This window comes from Pseudomonas sp. 20P_3.2_Bac5 (assembly GCF_025466035.1).
Taxonomy (GTDB): domain Bacteria; phylum Pseudomonadota; class Gammaproteobacteria; order Pseudomonadales; family Pseudomonadaceae; genus Aquipseudomonas.
Window position 1 is genome coordinate 17705 of record NZ_JANLOA010000070.1, and the last position, 19301, is coordinate 37005.

The 19301-nt window shown below is 61.5% G+C and carries 17 protein-coding genes; 11 read left to right on the top strand and 6 right to left on the bottom strand.

What is annotated here, in order from left to right:
• The first annotated feature begins 248 nt into the window (after window positions 1-248).
• The gene (locus tag NTD88_RS13135; RefSeq protein WP_262154344.1) at window positions 249-2507 is read left to right on the top strand and encodes an EAL domain-containing protein; all 2259 of its coding nucleotides are present in this window, start codon (window positions 249-251) and stop codon (window positions 2505-2507) included.
• On the opposite strand, the gene NTD88_RS13140 is transcribed toward NTD88_RS13135, so the two are convergent.
• The gene (locus tag NTD88_RS13140) at window positions 2407-3297 is read right to left on the bottom strand and encodes an NAD(P)-dependent oxidoreductase (protein WP_262154345.1); all 891 of its coding nucleotides are present in this window, start codon (window positions 3295-3297) and stop codon (window positions 2407-2409) included. The two genes, NTD88_RS13135 and NTD88_RS13140, sit on opposite strands and share 101 nt — an antisense overlap.
• 195 nt (window positions 3298-3492) lie before the next feature.
• Between NTD88_RS13140 and NTD88_RS13145 the strand changes: the two genes are divergently transcribed.
• On the top strand, window positions 3493-5676 hold the full coding sequence (locus tag NTD88_RS13145; RefSeq protein ID WP_262128436.1) for a hypothetical protein: 2184 nt from the start codon (window positions 3493-3495) through the stop codon (window positions 5674-5676).
• A 190-nt stretch (window positions 5677-5866) separates the two neighbouring features.
• Here the strand turns inward: NTD88_RS13145 and NTD88_RS13150 are convergent, their stop codons facing one another.
• Window positions 5867-6172, bottom strand: a complete 306-nt coding sequence (locus tag NTD88_RS13150) for a DUF2288 domain-containing protein (protein WP_262128454.1) — start codon at window positions 6170-6172, stop codon at window positions 5867-5869.
• A gap of 369 nt (window positions 6173-6541) precedes the next feature.
• Between NTD88_RS13150 and NTD88_RS13155 the strand changes: the two genes are divergently transcribed.
• The 7 genes from NTD88_RS13155 (at window position 6542) to NTD88_RS13185 (ending at window position 14094) form a co-directional block, all read left to right on the top strand.
• Window positions 6542-7669: a branched-chain amino acid ABC transporter substrate-binding protein gene (locus NTD88_RS13155; protein WP_095154946.1), complete on the top strand. Its 1128-nt coding sequence runs from the start codon at window positions 6542-6544 to the stop codon at window positions 7667-7669.
• 228 nt (window positions 7670-7897) lie between these two features.
• Entirely contained in the window at window positions 7898-8821 is a 924-nt protein-coding gene (livH, locus tag NTD88_RS13160; protein ID WP_095154945.1) for a high-affinity branched-chain amino acid ABC transporter permease LivH, read from the top strand.
• Window positions 8818-10074 (top strand): high-affinity branched-chain amino acid ABC transporter permease LivM, encoded by a 1257-nt coding sequence (locus tag NTD88_RS13165; RefSeq protein WP_095154944.1) that lies wholly within the window; start codon window positions 8818-8820, stop codon window positions 10072-10074. The genes livH and NTD88_RS13165 overlap by 4 nt, the downstream gene beginning before the upstream one ends.
• On the top strand, window positions 10071-10838 hold the full coding sequence (livG, locus tag NTD88_RS13170; protein WP_095154943.1) for a high-affinity branched-chain amino acid ABC transporter ATP-binding protein LivG: 768 nt from the start codon (window positions 10071-10073) through the stop codon (window positions 10836-10838). The genes NTD88_RS13165 and livG overlap by 4 nt, the downstream gene beginning before the upstream one ends.
• Window positions 10839-11540, top strand: coding sequence for an ABC transporter ATP-binding protein (locus NTD88_RS13175; RefSeq protein ID WP_095154942.1), 702 nt, complete (start codon window positions 10839-10841; stop codon window positions 11538-11540).
• A 157-nt stretch (window positions 11541-11697) separates the two neighbouring features.
• Window positions 11698-12372 carry a COG3650 family protein gene (locus tag NTD88_RS13180; protein ID WP_262154346.1) on the top strand — a complete coding sequence of 225 codons (675 nt, stop codon included), beginning with the start codon at window positions 11698-11700 and terminating at the stop codon, window positions 12370-12372.
• A gap of 105 nt (window positions 12373-12477) precedes the next feature.
• On the top strand, window positions 12478-14094 hold the full coding sequence (locus tag NTD88_RS13185; protein WP_095154940.1) for an NAD(P)/FAD-dependent oxidoreductase: 1617 nt from the start codon (window positions 12478-12480) through the stop codon (window positions 14092-14094).
• Window positions 14095-14143: 49 nt separating this feature from the next.
• Here the strand turns inward: NTD88_RS13185 and NTD88_RS13190 are convergent, their stop codons facing one another.
• Window positions 14144-15238 (bottom strand): PLP-dependent cysteine synthase family protein, encoded by a 1095-nt coding sequence (locus NTD88_RS13190; RefSeq protein ID WP_095154939.1) that lies wholly within the window; start codon window positions 15236-15238, stop codon window positions 14144-14146.
• A gap of 265 nt (window positions 15239-15503) precedes the next feature.
• On the opposite strand from NTD88_RS13190, the gene nhaA reads away from it, so the two are divergent.
• Window positions 15504-16685: a Na+/H+ antiporter NhaA gene (nhaA, locus tag NTD88_RS13195; RefSeq protein WP_095154938.1), complete on the top strand. Its 1182-nt coding sequence runs from the start codon at window positions 15504-15506 to the stop codon at window positions 16683-16685.
• A gap of 79 nt (window positions 16686-16764) precedes the next feature.
• Here nhaA and NTD88_RS13200 read toward each other — a convergent pair whose 3' ends face one another.
• The gene (locus tag NTD88_RS13200; RefSeq protein ID WP_095154937.1) at window positions 16765-17229 is read right to left on the bottom strand and encodes a glycine zipper 2TM domain-containing protein; all 465 of its coding nucleotides are present in this window, start codon (window positions 17227-17229) and stop codon (window positions 16765-16767) included.
• Window positions 17230-17374: 145 nt separating this feature from the next.
• On the opposite strand from NTD88_RS13200, the gene NTD88_RS13205 reads away from it, so the two are divergent.
• The gene (locus NTD88_RS13205) at window positions 17375-17611 is read left to right on the top strand and encodes a hypothetical protein (protein ID WP_262128418.1); all 237 of its coding nucleotides are present in this window, start codon (window positions 17375-17377) and stop codon (window positions 17609-17611) included.
• Here the strand turns inward: NTD88_RS13205 and pdxH are convergent.
• Window positions 17608-18255: a pyridoxamine 5'-phosphate oxidase gene (gene pdxH, locus NTD88_RS13210; RefSeq protein WP_262128416.1), complete on the bottom strand. Its 648-nt coding sequence runs from the start codon at window positions 18253-18255 to the stop codon at window positions 17608-17610. The two genes, NTD88_RS13205 and pdxH, sit on opposite strands and share 4 nt — an antisense overlap.
• 19 nt (window positions 18256-18274) lie before the next feature.
• Entirely contained in the window at window positions 18275-19258 is a 984-nt protein-coding gene (locus NTD88_RS13215) for an OmpA family protein (RefSeq protein WP_262154347.1), read from the bottom strand.
• Window positions 19259-19301 lie beyond the last annotated feature (43 nt).

A 19301-nucleotide genomic window follows, 5' to 3' on the forward strand; every position in this document is an offset into this window, starting at 1 on the left:
CAGTACGCCGGACAAAATCTAGAAGGCAATCTCAAGGCTGTCTGCCATCATCCATTCGCTTGATGACGGGTAATTGTAACCATTTGCGCCGTTAGAACCGTTGGCTATGGAAGTGATTGCCAATTCATTGAAATCAATCTGCCATTAATCCCGATGCCTCAGCGCGGTCTTTCTATACTCAGCAAAAGAAAAGAGTCTCCAGGCGGTGTGGGGACGAGTGCGAACTCGGCTGAACTGGGAGGCACGCTATGGAATGGCTGCACATGCTGCTTGCCGATCATCCGGCGGGCCATTTTGCTCTGGCTGTACGCCATAACCCCTACCTGATCCTGCTCGCCTATCTGGTGATGTGCGCGGGCAGCTTCGCCACCCTCGATATCATCGAACGCATCGGCGACAGCGAACACGCTGCAGCCCGACGACGCTGGAAGATACTGGGCGCCTGCTGCCTTGCCTGCAGCGTGTGGGCCATGCACTACATCGGCATGCTGGCTTTCGAAACGACGCTGGAAGTCCACTACGACATGTTCCTGACCGGCGTGTCGCTGCTGATCATGCTGTCCGCCGCCCTCTGCGCCATGAACATCCTCGGCCAGCCCCTGCCGCGCACCCGCCATTACTGCCTCGCCGCGCTGTGCGTCGCTGCCGGGGTGGCGATCATGCACTACACCGGCATGGCCGCCATGCGCTCCAACGCCTTGCAGCACTACAACCCCGCACTGGTGCTGGTGTCGGTGATCGTCGCCCTGATCGCCGCGCTTCTGCCGCTGTTGATGGCCCGCTACCTGCGTGGCGGCAACAGCTCCCGCCCGCAACTGTTCAAGTACAGCGCCGCCGTGGTCATGGCCGGGGGCATCATCGCCACCCATTACACCGGCATGTGCGCCCTGAGCCTGACCCTGCCCGACGGCACCAGCACGCAGATGGCCCTGAGCGACAACAGCCTGCAACTGAGCCTGACCATCGCCGTGATCACCCTGCTGATCAGCGGCAGCTGCATCAGTGCGGCGCTGTCGGACAAGAAGCTGCAAAGCAAGGAGCAGGACCTGCAGCGGGTCAACACCCTGCTGAGCCAGCTCGACCAGGCCAGGGTTTCGCTGCAACAGGCCGCGCACTACGACGCCCTGACCAACCTGATCAACCGCCGCGGTTTCAACCAGATTTTCGCCGAGCGCCTGGCCGAGCAAAGCCAGATCGGCGGCATGCTCGGGGTGATGTTCCTCGACATCGACCATTTCAAGCGCATCAACGACAGCCTCGGCCATGACGCCGGCGACCAGTTGCTCAAGGCCATCGCCAACCTGATCAAGGCCGCGACCCGCAACCAGGACGTGGTCGCGCGGCTCGGCGGCGACGAGTTCTGCATCCTCTTCAACCTGAAAAGCCCGGACGAAGCCCGCGGCCTTGCCCAGCGCATCCTGCAGAAGGTCCGCGAGCCGATCGACCTGGCCGGGCGGCGCATGGTCATGACCACCAGCATCGGCATCAGCCTGTTCCCGGACGACGGCGGCAGTTGCGACGAGTTGCTCAAGCACGCCGACCTTGCGCTCTATCAATCCAAGGGCAGCGGGCGCAACAAGCTCAATTTCTTCAGCGACAACCTCAAGACCCGCGCCACCCTGGAGCTGCAACTGGAGGAAGAACTGCGCATCGCCCTGCTGGAAGAGCGCGGCCTGCGCATTCACTACCAGCCGATCTACGAACTGGCCAGTGGCCGGGTGACCAAGCTCGAAGCGCTGATTCGCTGGCAGCATCCGCAACATGGCCTGCTCAGCCCCGACCGTTTCATCGGCATCGCCGAAACCAACGGCCTGATCGCCGATCTGGACTTGTGGGTGATGCGCCGGGCATGCCTGGACCTCGCCGAGCTGAGCCAGCACGGCTTCGGTGATCTGAAAGTGACGGTCAACTGCTCCGCCCTCACCTTGGGCCGCGATGAACTGGCCAACGAAGTCCAGGACGCCCTGCTCGGTGCCGGTCTGCCGGCCTGGCGCCTGGAGCTGGAAGTGACGGAAAACGCCTTGATGGCCAATATCCACAGCACCATCGCCCTGCTGCGGCGCATCCGCGAGCAGGGCGTGTCGCTGTCTATCGATGACTTCGGCACCGGCTATTCATCGCTGGCCTATCTCAAGCGCCTGCCGCTGGACACGTTGAAGATCGACCGCTCGTTCATCCAGGACGTGCCGCGCTCACGGGCAGACAAGGACATCGTCCAGGCGATCATGGTCATGGCCCACACCCTGCACCTGAAGGTGATCACCGAGGGTGTGGAGACCGAGGAACAGTACGAATTCCTCCGGCAACTGGAGTGCGACGCTATTCAGGGTTACCTGCTCAGCCGACCGGTGCCGCTGGAAGCGCTGCGCGACGTGCTCAACGAGCTCAACCATCGCGAAGAACGGCTTATGGCTTGCTGCGATACAGATCAATCAGCGTCGCGGGATCTTTTTCCAGATAGCCCTGAGCGCCATGCAGGCGCATCAACTGCGCGGCCAGTCCGCTGACCGGGGTTGCCGAGCCCTGCTCACGGGAGAATTTGACGGCGGTATCGAGATCCTTGAGCAAGGTCCGTACATGCCATTTCACCGGTTCGAAACGGCTTTCGGCCATTTGCGGCGCAAGGATCTGCAAGGGTTTCGAGTCGGCGAAGCCACCGGCCAGGGCTTCGGCGATCAGGCTGGCATCGACCCCGGACTGCTCGGCCAAGGCCACTACTTCGGCAATTACCAGCGCGTTGCAGGCCACGATCATCTGGTTGCAGGCCTTGGTCACCTGCCCCGCCCCGACCCCGCCCATGTGCGTCACCCGCTGACCCAGTGACAGCAAGGCCGGGCGCACTCGCGCCAGGTCGTCCGCTTCACCGCCAACCATGATCGCCAAAGTGCCGGCCTCAGCGCCCGGGGTGCCGCCGGATACCGGCGTATCCAGCCAGCTCATGCCGCTGGCGGCCTTTAGCCGCGCGGCCATTTCGCGGGTGGCGGTCGGTTCCAGGCTGGAGAAGTCCACCAGCAACTGTCCGGCCTTCGCCGTGCTGGCGATGCCCTCGGCACCGAACACCACGTCATGCACCACCGAAGTGTCCGCCAGGCACAGCATCACCACATCCGCCGCCTCGCACAGCTCGGCCGGTGTCGCCACTTGCCGGGCTCCGGCGGCCACCAACGGTGCGCATTTATCGGGCGAGCGGTTCCACACAGTCAGCGAAAAACCCGCCGCCAGCAGGCGCCGACACATGGGCAGGCCCATCAAACCGATACCGGCAAAGCCCAGGGACAACGGCATTGGATTGCTCATCTACAGCTCCAGACAATTAAAGAAGTTGACGACTTGGACGATTCAGAAGGGGTACGAGGGAAAACCCCTAGGGTTTATAGGGTAAAACCTGATCGCGTACGCCAGAGACGCGCTGATACAGTCGCGAAACTTATCCAGGGATGGCTGAATGATATCGACTGTTTCACTGCCACCCTCCCAGGCAAACGGCGCAAAATGACCTCCAAGAATACTCCAGCCAACGTGATTTCCGAGCTGCTTGCAGCCACCGCGCCCTCCAATTACGGGGCCCGCAGCTATTACAACCAGCCCACCCTGACGCCACAGCAATACCTCTACTTCACCGAACCAGACACCCAGCGCATCCTCGACAACCTCGACGGCCTGCGCGATCTGGTGTTCCCGCCGAGCCTGCATGTCGAAGACGACAGCCAGTTGCGGCTGGACCAGCAATTCCCCTCGGTTTGTCTCATTGGCCTTGGCCGCTGCGGCTCGAACATCGCCCTGGATGTCGCCGAGCTGGTCTACAACGCCCGCACGTTCTACCTCAACGAATTCAACAACGACGAGCGCACCGGCACCGACCCGAGCTATAACCCGGCGCGCTGGATCCGCAACAACCTGCGCCTGGTCCAGGCCAAGAGCGCCAAGCCGGTGTTCCTGGTCGAACCGCTGGTCATGCTTGGCGATCTGGACAAGGACATCGCCGGACGCATCCGTTTCTCGCGCAAAGGCGAGAAAAGCGGCTTCCTGCGCGACTACAGCAAAATGAAGATCATGGACCTCTCCGAAGTCCATGCCGGCGGCGCCGGTAACGCGCCGATCCTCGGCCAGTACCTGGCGAAGATCATCCTCAACAAGGAAACCCACCGCTTCTCCAGCGCCGACTGGAAGCTGATCCATTCGTACCTGATCGATTCCTGCGGGATCAAGGCCAACCAGTCGCGGCTGTACTTCTACATTTTCAGCGCCGGCGGCGGTACCGGCTCGGGCATGGCCTCGGAGTTCGGCCTGGCCCAGCAGTTTTCGTACATGAACAAGACCTTCGACACCAAGCCGGCCGACGAGCAAGACGGCGAGTCCGGGCACTCGTTCGTCTTCGAGCCGATCTTCACCAGCGGCATCTGCGTGCTGCCGAACATTTCCGATCATCGCAGCGAAATGTCCGAGGCGCTGCACATCAACGCCGGGCGACTGCTCTGCAAATACCTGTCGGAAGAATGGGACTTCTCGTACAACTTCGACAACGAAGACAGCAGCGAAGCCAGCGTCATGGGCCGCATTCGCCCATGGAACGCGATGATGCTGATCTCCAACGACATCATGCGCTACGCCGAAGAAAGCGATGACGGCAACATCCAGAACATCGACGTCAACGCGATGGAGAAGCACGCCAACCAGTACATCTCCCAGCAAATCTTCAACATCCTCACCGCCCAGGCGGTGACCACCGACTACGACCAGAACTACTTCCGCCGCGCCGGCATCGACATCGGCGAAACCATCCGCCTCGACGCCAACGACCTGTTCATGAGCCTGGCCGGCCCGGTGGCCATCGCCTACGCCGAATCGGTCGTGCCGGAAACCCCGACCCAGAGTTCCGAGAAAGGCTTCAAGGTGTTCGAGAAGGAACAGCCGCGACTCGACATCGACGACCTGTTCTTCCGCTCCATCGACCTGCCGCACTTCAACAAAGACACCCAGGCCATCGAAGGCATCAGCCTGCTGCCGATCGAGTCCAAGCGCTATCGCGCGGCCCTGGAGCAGTACCGTAATTCAGGCTGCGACGCCGCGGCGCTGCATGACCTGCACTTCTTCAAGAACTGCTCGTCGGTGGTGTCGATCGTTTCGCTGCCCAAGGACTACAAGCTGTCCTACATGGACCTGAACCGGCTCAAGACCCACCTCAACAGCCTGTTCCCCAACACCACCCTCAAGCGTTACGCGCTGGTGATCGGGGCTTCGGCCAACCTGTCGCTGACCACGCTGATCGCCAAGAGCCCGTGCCTGTCGGACGACTTCCTGACCCTGATCGTGGCGTTCATCAAGCGCTGCTTCGCCCGCGCACCTTATCGCTTCGACGAAACCCTGGACAACGCGATCCTCGACTTCATCACCCAAGAGGAATTCGAGGAGGAGCGCATCGATGAGCTGCTCAACGAATTCGAGAACCCGGCGAAGATTCTCGATACCAACTGGTACGCAATCAAACCGATGTACGAGAAGAAATATCGCGAGTTGATCAACGACAAGAGCAAGTTCGTCTCGATCAACGATATTCGCCTGTCGCGGGAGTGCGTGAAGAAAGCCGTGAAGTATCTGCGCGAGATTTACCGCCACCGGATTGGCAAGACCAAAGTCATTTCGCTCAATTACCACACCGGTAAAGTCGACTACTGAGTCGGCGGGAAAACAAAAACGGGGCGCCCATAAAGGCGCCCCGTTTTGTATTTGCCCTGTTTCAAGGCTGGTGACTGTTACCGCCCGCCCGTGATGCGGCAGGACTGTTACCAACGGTCACCTTGCCTGAACAGGCTCGCGCACCAAAATGGACTCGCTGTGCGTTTTCACGCACCAATTCAACTCGCGATCAGGCGGATTTGCGTTCCTGAATCAGGATGAACGGCGAAACCACCACCGCCCATATCTCTGGATCGCGGCTCTGAAGGTCAAGGGCCTGCTCGGCGGTGACCGCGCCGACAGTGCCAGCATTGCGCCACAAGGCCACGCTTTCGGCACGATTCTCGGCCATTGCCTGTGCGACTTCGATCAGGTCGACGGCAGGCTCGACCCAAATCAGGTCACCCTTCGCCCAAAAACGCTCCAAGGCTTTCCACTCGATTACCGCCGTCTCACCGAGCAATTTGGCATAGAGGGTGCTTGGTTCATCTGTCATGGGTTCCACCAAAAATAATCCGGCTTGAGTAAAGCCCGGTATTTTTGCAGAAAAACCCAGTTTCAAATAAGTAATTGATCGACGGATACAGCAAAGCCAAGTGTTTCCGGGCAATACCGGAACAATAAAAGACGCTTTTTTGTAACTTTATGTCGATCAGGCGACACCCTCGGTTTTTGCCTCGGCGCGCCTGCTTTTCAAGCGAGGAAGCAGCGCTCTACACTGTACCGGTACAGTTGCCAGGGCATTCACCGGGGGCGATTCCGGAAGATCAGGCTCGCGGTACGGCGTAGCCGCACCGGGATCTGGTCAGGTCCTCTGCCTTGGCGCTTAGGACTATAAAAATTACAACAGAATGAGTGGAGCACTATGAGTAAGGCTACCAAGCAAATTTCCAAGTTGTTTGCCGCAATGGTTCTGGCCGGCGTCGCCAGCCATTCGTTTGCAGCCGATACCATCAAGATCGGCATCGCCGGCCCGAAAACCGGCCCGGTCACTCAATACGGTGACATGCAGTTCCTCGGTGCAAAACAGGCCATCAAAGACATCAACGCCAAGGGCGGCGTCGATGGCAAGATGCTCGAAGCCAAGGAGTACGACGACGCTTGCGACCCTAAACAAGCCGTGGCCGTTGCCAACAAAGTGGTCAACGATGGCGTCAAGTACGTGATCGGTCACCTCTGCTCCAGCTCCACCCAGCCAGCGTCCGACATCTATGAAGACGAAGGCGTGATCATGATTACCCCGGCCGCTACCAGCCCGGAAATCACCGCTCGTGGCTACAAGCTGATCTTCCGCACCATCGGCCTGGACAGCGCCCAGGGCCCGGCCGCCGGCAACTACATCGCCGATCACGTCAAGCCGAAAGTCGTCGCAGTCCTGCACGACAAGCAACAGTACGGTGAAGGCATCGCCACCGCGGTCAAGGAAACCCTGGAGAAGAAAGGCACCAAGGTTGCCGTCTTCGAAGGCCTGAACGCCGGTGACAAGGACTTCTCCTCGATCATCCAGAAGCTCAAGCAAAACAACGTCGACTTCGTCTACTACGGCGGCTACCACCCAGAGCTGGGCCTGATCCTGCGCCAAGCCCAGGAAAAAGGCCTGAAAGCCAAGTTCATGGGTCCGGAAGGCGTCGGCAACGACTCCATCTCGCAAATCGCCCAGAACGCCTCCGAAGGCCTGCTGGTTACCCTGCCGAAGTCGTTCGACACCGACCCTGCGAACAAGGCCATCTCCGACGCCATCAAGGCTGACGGCAAGGATCCAAGTGGTCCGTTCGTGTTCCCGGCCTACTCCGCGGTCGAGCTGATCGCCGAAGGCATCAAGGCAGCCAAGAGCGAAGACACCGACAAGGTGGCAGCCGCCATCCACGCCGGCACCTTCAAGACTCCGACCGGCGACCTGTCGTACGACGCCAAGGGCGACCTGAAGGACTTCAAATTCGTGGTCTACGAATGGCATTTCGGCAAACCGAAAACCGAAGTTTCCCCTCAGTAACACTGTTTGATACATGACCGAAAAGCCCACTGTGCGAGCAGTGGGCTTTGTTTTACGAGGTTCATGGACCTGTTTCCCGCGATCCGGGATCGGGTTCACCTGAAAATCTTAAAACCGTCACCAGCGGTTCCCTGGCAGTTGCGCGCGTCGAAGTGGCTATAGACCACAAGGCCGTGCCGGGTACAAACCCACCAGAGAAATGCGTATCAGGTTTTTAGGAGCGCTGTAATGCCTGAGATCTATCACTTCTTCCAACAGCTTGTTAATGGCCTGACCATTGGCAGCACCTATGCCTTGATAGCCATTGGCTACACAATGGTTTACGGCATCATTGGAATGATCAACTTCGCCCATGGCGAGGTGTACATGATTGGTTCCTACGTGGCCTTCATCGTCCTTGCCGGACTGGCCATGATGGGTATCCACTCACTGCCGTTGCTGATGACCGCCGCGTTTGTCGCGACGATCCTCGTTACCAGTGCTTATGGCTACAGTATCGAACGGGTCGCCTACCGGCCGTTGCGTAACAGCAACCGCCTGATCCCGCTGATTTCCGCCATCGGCATGTCGATTTTCCTGCAGAACACCGTACTGCTTTCCCAGGATTCCAAGGACAAGTCCATTCCCAACCTGATCCCGGGGAGCATCTCCTTCGGCCCGGGCGGCGCGGAAGAAGTCCTGATTTCCTACATGCAGATCCTGGTCTTCGTGGTCACCCTGATCGCCATGACCGGCCTGACCCTGTTCATCTCCCGCTCCCGTCTGGGCCGGGCCTGCCGGGCCTGCGCCGAAGACATCAAGATGGCCAACCTGTTGGGTATCAACACCAACAACATCATCGCCCTGACCTTCGTCATCGGCGCCGCGCTGGCGGCCGTCGCGGCCGTATTGCTGAGCATGCAGTACGGCGTGATCAACCCCAACGCCGGCTTCCTGGTGGGCCTGAAAGCCTTCACCGCGGCAGTCCTCGGCGGCATCGGCAGCATCCCGGGCGCCATGCTCGGTGGCCTGGTGCTGGGTGTGGCCGAAGCCTTCGGCGCTGACATCTTCGGCGACCAGTACAAGGACGTCGTGGCGTTCGGCCTGCTGGTTCTCGTTCTGTTGTTCCGGCCGACTGGCATCCTGGGCCGTCCGGAGGTTGAGAAAGTATGAACAGACATCTCAAATCGGCGTTTTTCAGCGCCCTGCTGGTCTGGGCCGTGGCATTCCCGGTACTGGGCCTGAAGCTCAGCATTGCCGGCATCAACCTCGAAGTGCATGGCCAGGGTCCCTTCACCCTCGGTGTCATCGCCCTGTGCTCGGTGCTGATGTTCCTGCGCGTGCTGTTCGACAAGCAATGGAGCGCGGCGATGAAGTCCCGTCGCGACGGTCCGTTGATCCCCGCCAATGTCAGCAACTACCTGACCCTGCCGAAGACCCAGCGCTACATCATCCTCGGCCTGATCGTGGTCGCCCTGGTCTGGCCGTTCTTCGGCTCGCGCGGCGCGGTCGACATCGCCACCCTGATCCTGATCTACGTCATGCTCGGCCTCGGCCTGAACATCGTGGTCGGTCTGGCGGGCCTGCTCGACCTGGGTTACGTCGGCTTCTACGCCGTCGGTGCCTACAGCTACGCCATGCTGTCGCACTACTTCGGCCTGAGCTTCTGGGTCTGCCTGCCGATCGCCGGCCTGATGGCTGCCACCTTCGGCTTCCTGCTGGGCTTCCCGGTGCTGCGCTTGCGCGGTGACTACCTGGCCATCGTGACCCTCGGCTTCGGTGAGATCATCCGCCTGTTCCTGCGTAACCTCACCGAGTGGACCGGCGGCCCCAACGGCATCAGCAACATCGAGAAACCAACCTTCTTCGGCCTGACGTTCGAACGCAAGGCCGCCGAAGGCATGCAGACCTTCCATGAGTTCTTCGGGCTGGAATACAACTCGATCAACAAGGTGATCTTCCTTTACCTGGTCGCGCTGCTGCTGGCCCTGGTGGCACTGTTTGTCATCAACCGCCTGCTGCGCATGCCGATCGGCCGTGCCTGGGAAGCGCTGCGTGAAGACGAAATCGCCTGCCGTGCGCTGGGCCTGAATCCGACCGTGATCAAGCTGTCGGCCTTCACCCTGGGTGCCTGCTTCGCCGGTTTCGCCGGTAGCTTCTTCGCTGCCCGCCAAGGTCTGGTGACACCGGAATCCTTCACCTTCATCGAATCGGCGATCATCCTCGCCATCGTCGTGCTCGGTGGCATGGGCTCGCAACTGGGCGTGATTCTCGCGGCCATTGTGATGATCCTGCTGCCTGAGCTGATGCGCGACTTCAGCGAGTACCGCATGCTGATGTTCGGCGCCCTGATGGTATTGATGATGATCTGGCGTCCGCAGGGCCTGCTGCCTATGCAACGTCCTCATATGGAGCTGCGTCGATGAGCCGCGAAATTCTGAAAGTCAGCGGCCTGAGCATGCGCTTCGGCGGCTTGTTGGCGGTCAACGGCGTCGCCCTCACCGTCAAGGAAAAACAGGTGGTTGCCCTGATCGGCCCGAACGGCGCCGGCAAGACCACCGTGTTCAACTGCCTGACCGGCTTCTACAAGCCAAGCGGCGGCACCATCCTGCTCGATGGCCAGCCGATCCAGGGCCTGGCCGGCCACCAGATCGCCCGCAAGGGCGTGGTGCGGACCTTCCAGAACGTACGCCTGTTCAAGGAAATGACCGCGCTGGAAAACCTGCTGATCGCCCAGCACCGCCACCTCAACACCAACTTCTTCGCGGGCCTGTTCAAGACCCCGGCGTTCCGCCGCAGCGAGAAGGAAGCAATGGAGCGGGCCCAGTACTGGCTGGACAAGGTCAACCTGACCGAGTTTGCCAACCGCACCGCCGGCACCCTGGCCTATGGTCAGCAGCGCCGCCTGGAAATCGCCCGCTGCATGATGACCCAACCGCGGATCATCATGCTCGACGAGCCTGCGGCCGGCCTCAACCCGAAGGAAACCGACGACCTCAAGGCACTGATCGGCTACCTGCGCGAGTCCCACAACGTCACCGTGCTGCTGATCGAGCACGACATGAAACTGGTCATGAGCATTTCCGACCATATCGTCGTGATCAACCAGGGCACTCCGCTGGCCGACGGCACGCCGGAGCAAATCCGTGACAACCCTGATGTGATCAAAGCCTACCTGGGGGAAGCGTAAATGCTGCAGTTCGAAAACGTTTCCACCTTCTACGGCAAGATCCAGGCGCTGCACGACGTCAACGTGGAAATCCGCCAGGGCGAGATCGTCACCCTGATCGGGGCCAACGGCGCCGGCAAGTCCACCCTGCTGATGACCCTTTGCGGTTCGCCGCAAGCCCACAGCGGCAGCATCCGTTACCTGGGTGAAGAACTGGTCGGCCAGAGTTCCTCGCACATCATGCGCAAGAGCATTGCCGTAGTGCCGGAAGGCCGTCGGGTGTTCTCGCGACTGACCGTCGAGGAAAACCTGGCAATGGGCGGTTTCTTCACCGACAAGGGCGACTACCAGGCGCAGATGGACAAGGTCCTGCAACTGTTCCCGCGCCTCAAGGAGCGCTTCAGCCAGCGTGGCGGCACCATGTCCGGCGGCGAGCAGCAGATGCTGGCCATCGGTCGTGCACTGATGAGCAAGCCCAAGCTGCTGTTGCTCGACGAACCGTCGCTGGGCCTGGCGCCGATCATCATCCAGCAGATCTTCGACATCATCGAACAACTGCGCCGTGATGGCGTGACGGTGTTCCTGGTGGAGCAGAACGCCAACCAGGCGCTGAAGATCGCTGACCGCGCCTATGTGCTGGAAAACGGCCGGGTGGTGATGCAGGGCACGGGTGAAGCGCTGTTGACCGATCCGAAGGTTCGCGACGCTTACCTGGGCGGTTGATCCTCAAGGCCCCATCGCTGCGGTTCGGCGCTCCGCCGAGCCGCAGTGATGGCCTTCCAGCTACTCGCGCATTTTCTGATTCAACTTCACTTGTGATCCCACGCCTCCCTGCGTACCGTTGAAAACTTTTCTGGTCGAGATCCCGGAGTTTTCCTCGATGCGTATCGCTCATTCCCTGTTGGTCGCCGCCCTGCTGCCGCTGTTCTCCGGTTGCCAGTTGCTGGCCGACCAGCCGGAACCCGTCTCCACCGCCGGCATGACCCGCCTGCAAGGTGAACTCAGCGCCGCCAATGGCCAGTTGCTGTTCAAGCCCTGCACCGAAAGCCGCCGCTTCGTCATCAAGGACACCGGCAACACCAGCCTGTTGCAGGAGGCCGTAGCCCTGGCCAACACGCCCGGAGCACTGTTCGCCGATATCCGCGGCACCCTCGCCGGCAGCCAGAACGCCGGTGCCGACGGGCAGTTCAACGTGCACCAGGTCTACCGTGTCGAACACGCCGCCAACGCCTGCAGCGACCCGAACTTCAAACGCCTGACCCTGCGCGCCTTCGGCCACGAGCCGGACTGGAACCTGAACATCAGCGGCAAGGGCATGGTCCTCGACCGTCCGGGCCAGCCGCCCTTGGCGCTGCCGTACCTGGAAGAGCAACTGCCGGAAGGCCGCATCAACCTGAGCACCGAGGCCAACGGCCAGAAGATCGACCTGTGGCTCGCCCCACAACGTTGCGTCGACAGCGCCACCGGCGGCATCAGCCACCTCAGTGCGCAATTGCGCCTGGACGGCAAGACCCTGAACGGCTGCGCCTACTACGGCGGCTCGCGCAACGACTGACAGCCGGCGCGCATTCAACCTGAGTGCTCGCGCGGTGAAACCTTTATACTCGGCGGTTTGTGTAAAGCCGCCGGCCCCTCCATGGCCGGGATACTGGACCCTGTCATGCTACGAATTACCGAACTGAAGCTGCCGCTGGATCACCCCGACGAAGCCCTGCGCGACGCTATCGTGCAACGCCTGGGCATCAGCGACGACCAGTTGCTGGACTTCACCATCTTCAAGCGCAGCTACGATGCGCGGAAGAAGAACACCGAACTGCTGTTCATCTACGCCATCGACCTGAATGTCCGTGATGAAGCGGCCGTACTGAGCAAGTTCGCCGACGATCACAACATCGGCATCGCTCCCGACGTCACCTACAAACCCGTGGGACCAGCCCCCGAGGGTGGCCTTGCCGAGCGTCCGATCGTGGTCGGTTTCGGCCCCTGCGGTATTTTCGCCGGCCTGATCCTGGCCCAGGCCGGGCTGCGCCCGATCATCCTCGAGCGCGGCAAGGAAGTCCGTCAGCGCACCAAGGACACCTGGGGCCTGTGGCGTAAAAGCGAGCTCAACCCGGAGTCCAACGTCCAGTTTGGCGAGGGCGGCGCCGGCACGTTCTCCGACGGCAAGCTGTACAGCCAGATCAAGGACCCGAAACACTACGGCCGCAAGGTCCTGCACGAGTTCGTCAAGGCCGGTGCGCCGGACGAGATTCTCTACGTCAACAAGCCGCACATCGGCACCTTCCGCCTGACCGGCATGGTCGAGAACATCCGCGAGGAAATCGGTGCGCTGGGCGGCGAAGTGCGCTTCGAACACAAGGTCACCGACCTGGTGATGGACGACGGTCAACTGACCGGCGTGGTACTGCAGAACGGCGAAACACTGCATTCGCGCCATGTGGTCCTGGCCCTCGGCCACAGCGCCCGCGACACTTTCCGCATGCTGCACAGCCGCGGCGTGTACATGGAAGCCAAGCCGTTCTCCATCGGTTTCCGCATCGAGCACCCGCAATCGCTGATCGACCAGGCTCGCCTGGGCAAATACGCCGGTCACCCGAAACTCGGCGCCGCCGATTACAAGCTGGTGTACCACGCCAAGAACGGCCGCTCGGTCTACAGCTTCTGCATGTGCCCGGGTGGCACCGTGGTTGCTGCTACCAGCGAACCGGGCCGGGTGGTCACCAACGGCATGAGCCAGTACTCGCGCAACGAACGTAACGCCAACTCGGGCATCGTCGTCGGCATCACCCCCGAGCAGGATTACCCGGGCGGCCCGCTGGCAGGCATCGAGTTGCAGGAACGCCTGGAGTCCCTCGCCTACGTGCTGGGTGGCAGCAACTACCAGGCGCCGGCGCAACTCGTCGGCGATTTCGTCGCCGGTCGTCCGTCCAAGGCCTTGGGCAGCGTCGAACCTTCCTACAAGCCGGGCATCAACCTTGGCGATCTGGCCCCGAGCCTGCCGGACTTCGCCATCGAAGCCATCCGCGAGGCCCTGCCGGCCTTCGACCGCCAGATCAAAGGCTACAACCTGCCGGATGCGGTACTGACCGGCATCGAAACGCGCACCTCGTCGCCGCTGCGGATTACCCGCGACGAGACGCTGCAAAGCCTGAATCTGAAAGGGCTGTTCCCGGCCGGTGAAGGCGCAGGTTATGCCGGCGGGATTCTCTCCGCCGGTGTCGACGGGATCCGCATCGCCGAGGCCGTGACCCGCAGCATGCTGGGTCTGACCGAGTAATCACGCCTGACGCGACGGTTCGGGGTGCCGAGCCGTCGCGACAAGCGAGTCAAATCCCTTCGCGCAAGACCGTCTCGGGCAGCGCTTCGCCCCGCTCGACACACCCTGCCACCACCTCGATCAACGCCTCCAGTTGATAACCCTGCGCCTTCAACCACTGCTCGTCGTAGTAGGTCGTCGCATAGCGTTCGCCGCTGTCGCAGAGAATCGCCACGATCGATCCCGCCTCGTCTGCCGACTTCATCTGCAATGCTGCCTGCAACGCCCCGATCAGGTTGGTCCCACTGGAACCGCCGACCCGCCGCCCCAGCCGACGCGCCAGGTAATGCATGGCCGCCAGCGACAAGGCGTCCGGCACTTTGACCATCGCATCGATCACCGCCGGCAAGAACGACGCCTCGACCCTCGGCCGGCCAATGCCTTCGATCCGCGACCCGCAGTCCAGCCGCAAGTCGCGGTCACCGGTGCGGTAGCAATCGAAAAACACCGACCGCTCGGCATCGGCGCACAACACTCGGGTGGCGTGGCGCCGATAGCGCACATAACGCCCCAGTGTCGCGGTGGTGCCGCCCGTACCAGGGCTGGAAACCAGCCAGCTTGGCTCGGCATGCCGCTCAAAACGCAATTGACTGAAGATCGACTCGGCGATGTTGTTGTTCGCCCGCCAGTCGGTGGCGCGCTCGGCATAGGTGAACTGGTCCATGAAGTGCCCGCCGCTTTCCCGTGCCAGCCGTTCGGACTCGGCATAGATCTGTGTCGGATCTTTCACCAGATGCGGCTGCCCACCGTAGAACTCGATCTGGGCGATCTTCTCCCGCGAGGTCGTGGCGGGCATCACGGCAATGAAGGGCAGGCCCAGCAAGCGGGCAAAGTAGGCTTCGGAAATCGCCGTCGAACCGCTGGAAGCCTCGATGACCGGGGCTCCGGGCCGCAACCAGCCGTTGCACAACGCATACAGAAACAGCGACCGCGCCAGCCGATGCTTGAGGCTGCCGGTGGGATGGCTGGACTCGTCCTTGAAATACAGGTCGACCTCGGGAAAGCCGGCCATCGGCAACGGAATCAAGTGCGTGTCGGCGCTGCGCTGGAAATCGGCCTCGATGATGCGGATGGCTTCGCGGGCCCAGGTGCGGTCATGGCTCATAGGGGGTTCTCAAGCGAAAGGACTACAGCACGCTAACACAGGATGTGTAGCGCTTTAAAAATCACGAGCGCGCCTCAAATTACAAATCCGGTTTAACCAACTACCGTCCACATAAGCCGATTCCTACATGCCGATCGGAAAACATCGACGAAACTGAAACGATCGAAATTACTTATAACAAAAAAGAATATATTTTTTATTTTAATGAATAACACAAAGGGTTAGGGTGGCCGGCCTTTTGCACATTTGATGGGAGGAAGCGATCTTGCCTCTTCGTAGCACATTCACTCGTTTCTTTCAGTTGGAAGCCGCCAGTGGCCTGTTGTTGATCGCTGCCGCGGTCCTGGCCCTGATCATCAACAATTCACCTCTGTCCTGGCTCTACAGCGGGCTGCTGGAAGTCCCGGTGGCGGTCCAGGTTGGCGCGTTGAACATCGCCAAGCCACTGCTGCTGTGGATCAACGACGGCCTGATGGCGCTGTTCTTCCTGCTGATCGGCCTGGAGGTCAAGCGCGAGGTGCTGGAAGGACAACTGTCCAAACCGTCGCAAGTGGTACTGCCCGCCGCCGCCGCAGTGGGCGGCATGGTGGTGCCAGCTCTGATCTACTGGTTCCTAAACCGGGACAACCCCGCCGCCATCGCCGGCTGGGCGATTCCTACCGCGACCGACATTGCCTTCGCGCTTGGCGTGCTGGCCCTGCTGGGCAAGCGGGTGCCGGCCTCGCTCAAGCTGTTCCTGATGACCCTGGCGATCATCGACGACCTTGGCGCCATCATCATCATCGCGCTGTTCTATTCCGGCTCGCTTTCCAGCCTTTCGCTGATGCTGGCCGCCGCCTGCTTGTTGGTGCTGATCGCCATGAACCGGCTGGGGGTGGTCAAGCTCGGTCCGTACATGGTAGTCGGCCTGATCCTCTGGGTCTGTGTGCTGAAAAGCGGGGTTCACGCGACCCTGGCCGGGGTCACCCTGGCGTTGTGCATTCCACTGCGCACCCGCAATGCCGAGACCTCGCCGCTGCGCAGCCTTGAACATGCCCTGCACCCTTGGGTCGCGTACGGCATCCTGCCGTTGTTCGCCTTTGCCAATGCCGGCGTGTCGCTGGCCGGCGTGACCCTGGAAAGCTTCACCCACACCGTGCCCATGGGCATCGCCCTCGGCCTGCTGGCGGGCAAGACCATCGGCGTGTTCGGCCTGACCTGGATCGCCATCAAACTCGGCATGGCCGCCCTGCCCAGCGGCGCCAACTGGGGGCAGGTCCTCGGCGTGGCCATTCTCTGCGGGATCGGCTTCACCATGAGCCTGTTTGTCGGCTCGCTGGCCTTCATGCCGGGTAGCAGCGAGTACGCCGGCATGGACCGGATGGGCATCCTCACCGGTTCGCTGTTTGCCGCACTGATCGGCTACGGCATCACTGCCCTGTGCAGCCGCAAGGCCCAGGCGAGCTGATCCACGGCTTTTCAGGCAGCACTAAAAAACCCCGAACGGCGCGAGCCGTGTCGGGGTTTTGTCTTTCTGGCGTTGCCGATCAGTGGGTGACGCGGCTGGTGCCATCGACGGTCACGATACGCACGCGCTCGCCGACCCGGAAAATCTCGTTTTCCTGAACCTGCTGTACATAGGCGCGCATGCTGCCATCATCCTCGCGAACGGTGACTTCCACACCTTGGGTACGGGTCAGCCCTTCTTCGGCGGCGGAACCGGCCAAGCCGCCGGCGACCGCACCGATCACTGCGGCGACGATGCTGCCGCGACCGCCACCGATGGCGCTACCGGCTACACCACCGACCACCGCACCGGCGCCACCGCCGATCGGGGTTTTGGTGCCTTCGATCTTCACAGGGCGCAGGGATTCGATGGTACCCATGCGCACGGTCTGGACGCGGCGTGCCTCGTCCCGAGAGTAGGAGTCGCCGGACAGGTTGGAGGCACAACCACCCAGCAGCAGCGACATCGTGGTGAACGATGCAACCAGCAGAACAGACTTACGCATAGGATCATCTCCTTAAGACAGGTGCTCATTAGACTCCGCACATTGACGACTGTCACGACACGCACCGGATAAAATTGCTTCCATTCAGCTTGGGTACAGGCAGCACACCTGGAACTGTCAGAAGGCTCGGTTAACAAGGATAGACATGGATTACTTCATCATCGCCGTCACCACCGTGGCCGGCCTGTATTTTCACGGTTGGCTGTACGTGCGGATCAGGCGCTGGACCGACCGGGACCTGGCCCTGTCGTTTGCGGGGAAAGACGAGCAAAAACGCGCATTCATGCTCCAGCGGCTCGAAGCCGCCAAGGCACAGAAGGTCAAACGGAAGGAGTTGGCGGCCTGGCTGGAACGCGAGGCCGCCGGATACAGCGTCGGTTAAGGCGCCAGCCGCTCACGCAGCCAGGCGCCCTGCTCCAGGCGGTAGTTGAGGCGGTCATGCAGACGGCTCGGACGGCCCTGCCAGAACTCGATACGCTCCGGCAACAGGCGGTAGCCACCCCAGTGCTCGGGGCACTGCGGCTGGCTGTCGCTGAAACGCTGTTCGGTCGCCTTGAGCAGCGCTTCAAGCTCGCCACGATCGGCGATCACCCGGCTCTGCGGTGATGCCCAGGCGCCCAGGCGACTGCCCAGCGGACGCACCTGGTAATAGGCATCGGACTCTTCCGGCGAAACCTTCACCACCTTCCCTTCGATACGCACCTGGCGCTCCAGGGTCGGCCAGAAGAAGGTCATGGCCGCGTACGGATTGGCCAGCAAATGCTGACCCTTGGCGCTCTCGTAGTTGGTGAAGAAGGTGAAACCCTGCTCGTCCAGGCCCTTGAGCAGGAGAATGCGGCAATGCGGACGGCCGTGCTCGTCCACGGTTGCCACGGTCATGGCATTGGCTTCCACCGGGGCCTGTTCGGTTTTCACCGCGTCGGCGAACCATTGGTGAAACAGCGCAAAGGGCTCGCTCGGGGCCTGGGCTTCGGCCAGGCCGTCGCGGGTGTAGTCACGGCGCATATCTGCCAGCGTCTGAGTCATCTACAGCGTTCCTTGAGGATCAGTTGGTCTTCGCAGGGCTGTTGGCCGCAACCTTCTTGGCTGCGGGCTCGGCTTTTTTCGCAGCCGGTTTGGCTGGTGCCGCTTTCTTCTTGGCCGCGGTGTCTTTCACCGGGGCGGCTTTCTTGGCAGGCGCCGCTTTGGCCGGGGCTTTTGCAGCAGCCTTGGCGGCTGGCTTGGCCGCAGGTGCCTTGACCGCAGGTTTGGCATCCTGGACAGCGACCAGCGCAGCCGGGCTTGGGGTTGGCTGCTGGTACTTGGCAAGCAGCGCCACCATGGTGGCTTGCGGGGTCAGGATCATTTCCACACGACGGTTCAGCGAACGGCCCTGCTGGCTGTCGTTGGCCGCCCGTGGCGCCACCGAACCCAGACCGCGCAGGCCCAGGCGATCACGCTGCAGGCCGCTGAGGCGGAAGATCGCCGCCACCGACTGGGCACGCTCCTGGCTCAGCTTCTGGTTGACCGCGGCGGCGCCGCTGCTGTCGGCATGGCCGAGAACCAGGACGGCGGTCTTGGTGTCGGTTTCGACGATCTTGGCCACACGGGTGATCGGGCCGAGGGTGACCGGCAGCAGCATGGCCGGACGATCCGGGTTGTAGCCACTGTCCACCGGCAAGATCACCACCAGCACGTCTTCACGGCGCTCCAGTTCCAGCTTGCTGTCCTTGACCGCCTCGCGCAAGCGCGGCTCGTAGGCGTCCAGCCAGGCCTGGGTGGCCTTCACGTCAATCTTCGGTACCGCCGCCGCTGCGACCTCTTTTTCTTCGCTACCACCAAAAGGCCACCACCAGCTACCGCCCTCGGACTTGGCTTCGGACTTGGCGACTTTCTCGGTCACGGCTGCCTTCACTTCCTGATCGGCGACCTTGTCCGAGCCAAAAGGCCACCAGCTATGACCGTTGTCGGCGGCGTCTTTCTGGGGGTTCTGGGCGCAGCCGGTGATGGCCAGGCACAGGGCAAGAGCTAAGGTTTTATGTGAAGACATCAGCGATACACCATGAAAATGAAAGAAAAAGTACGTGGAATGC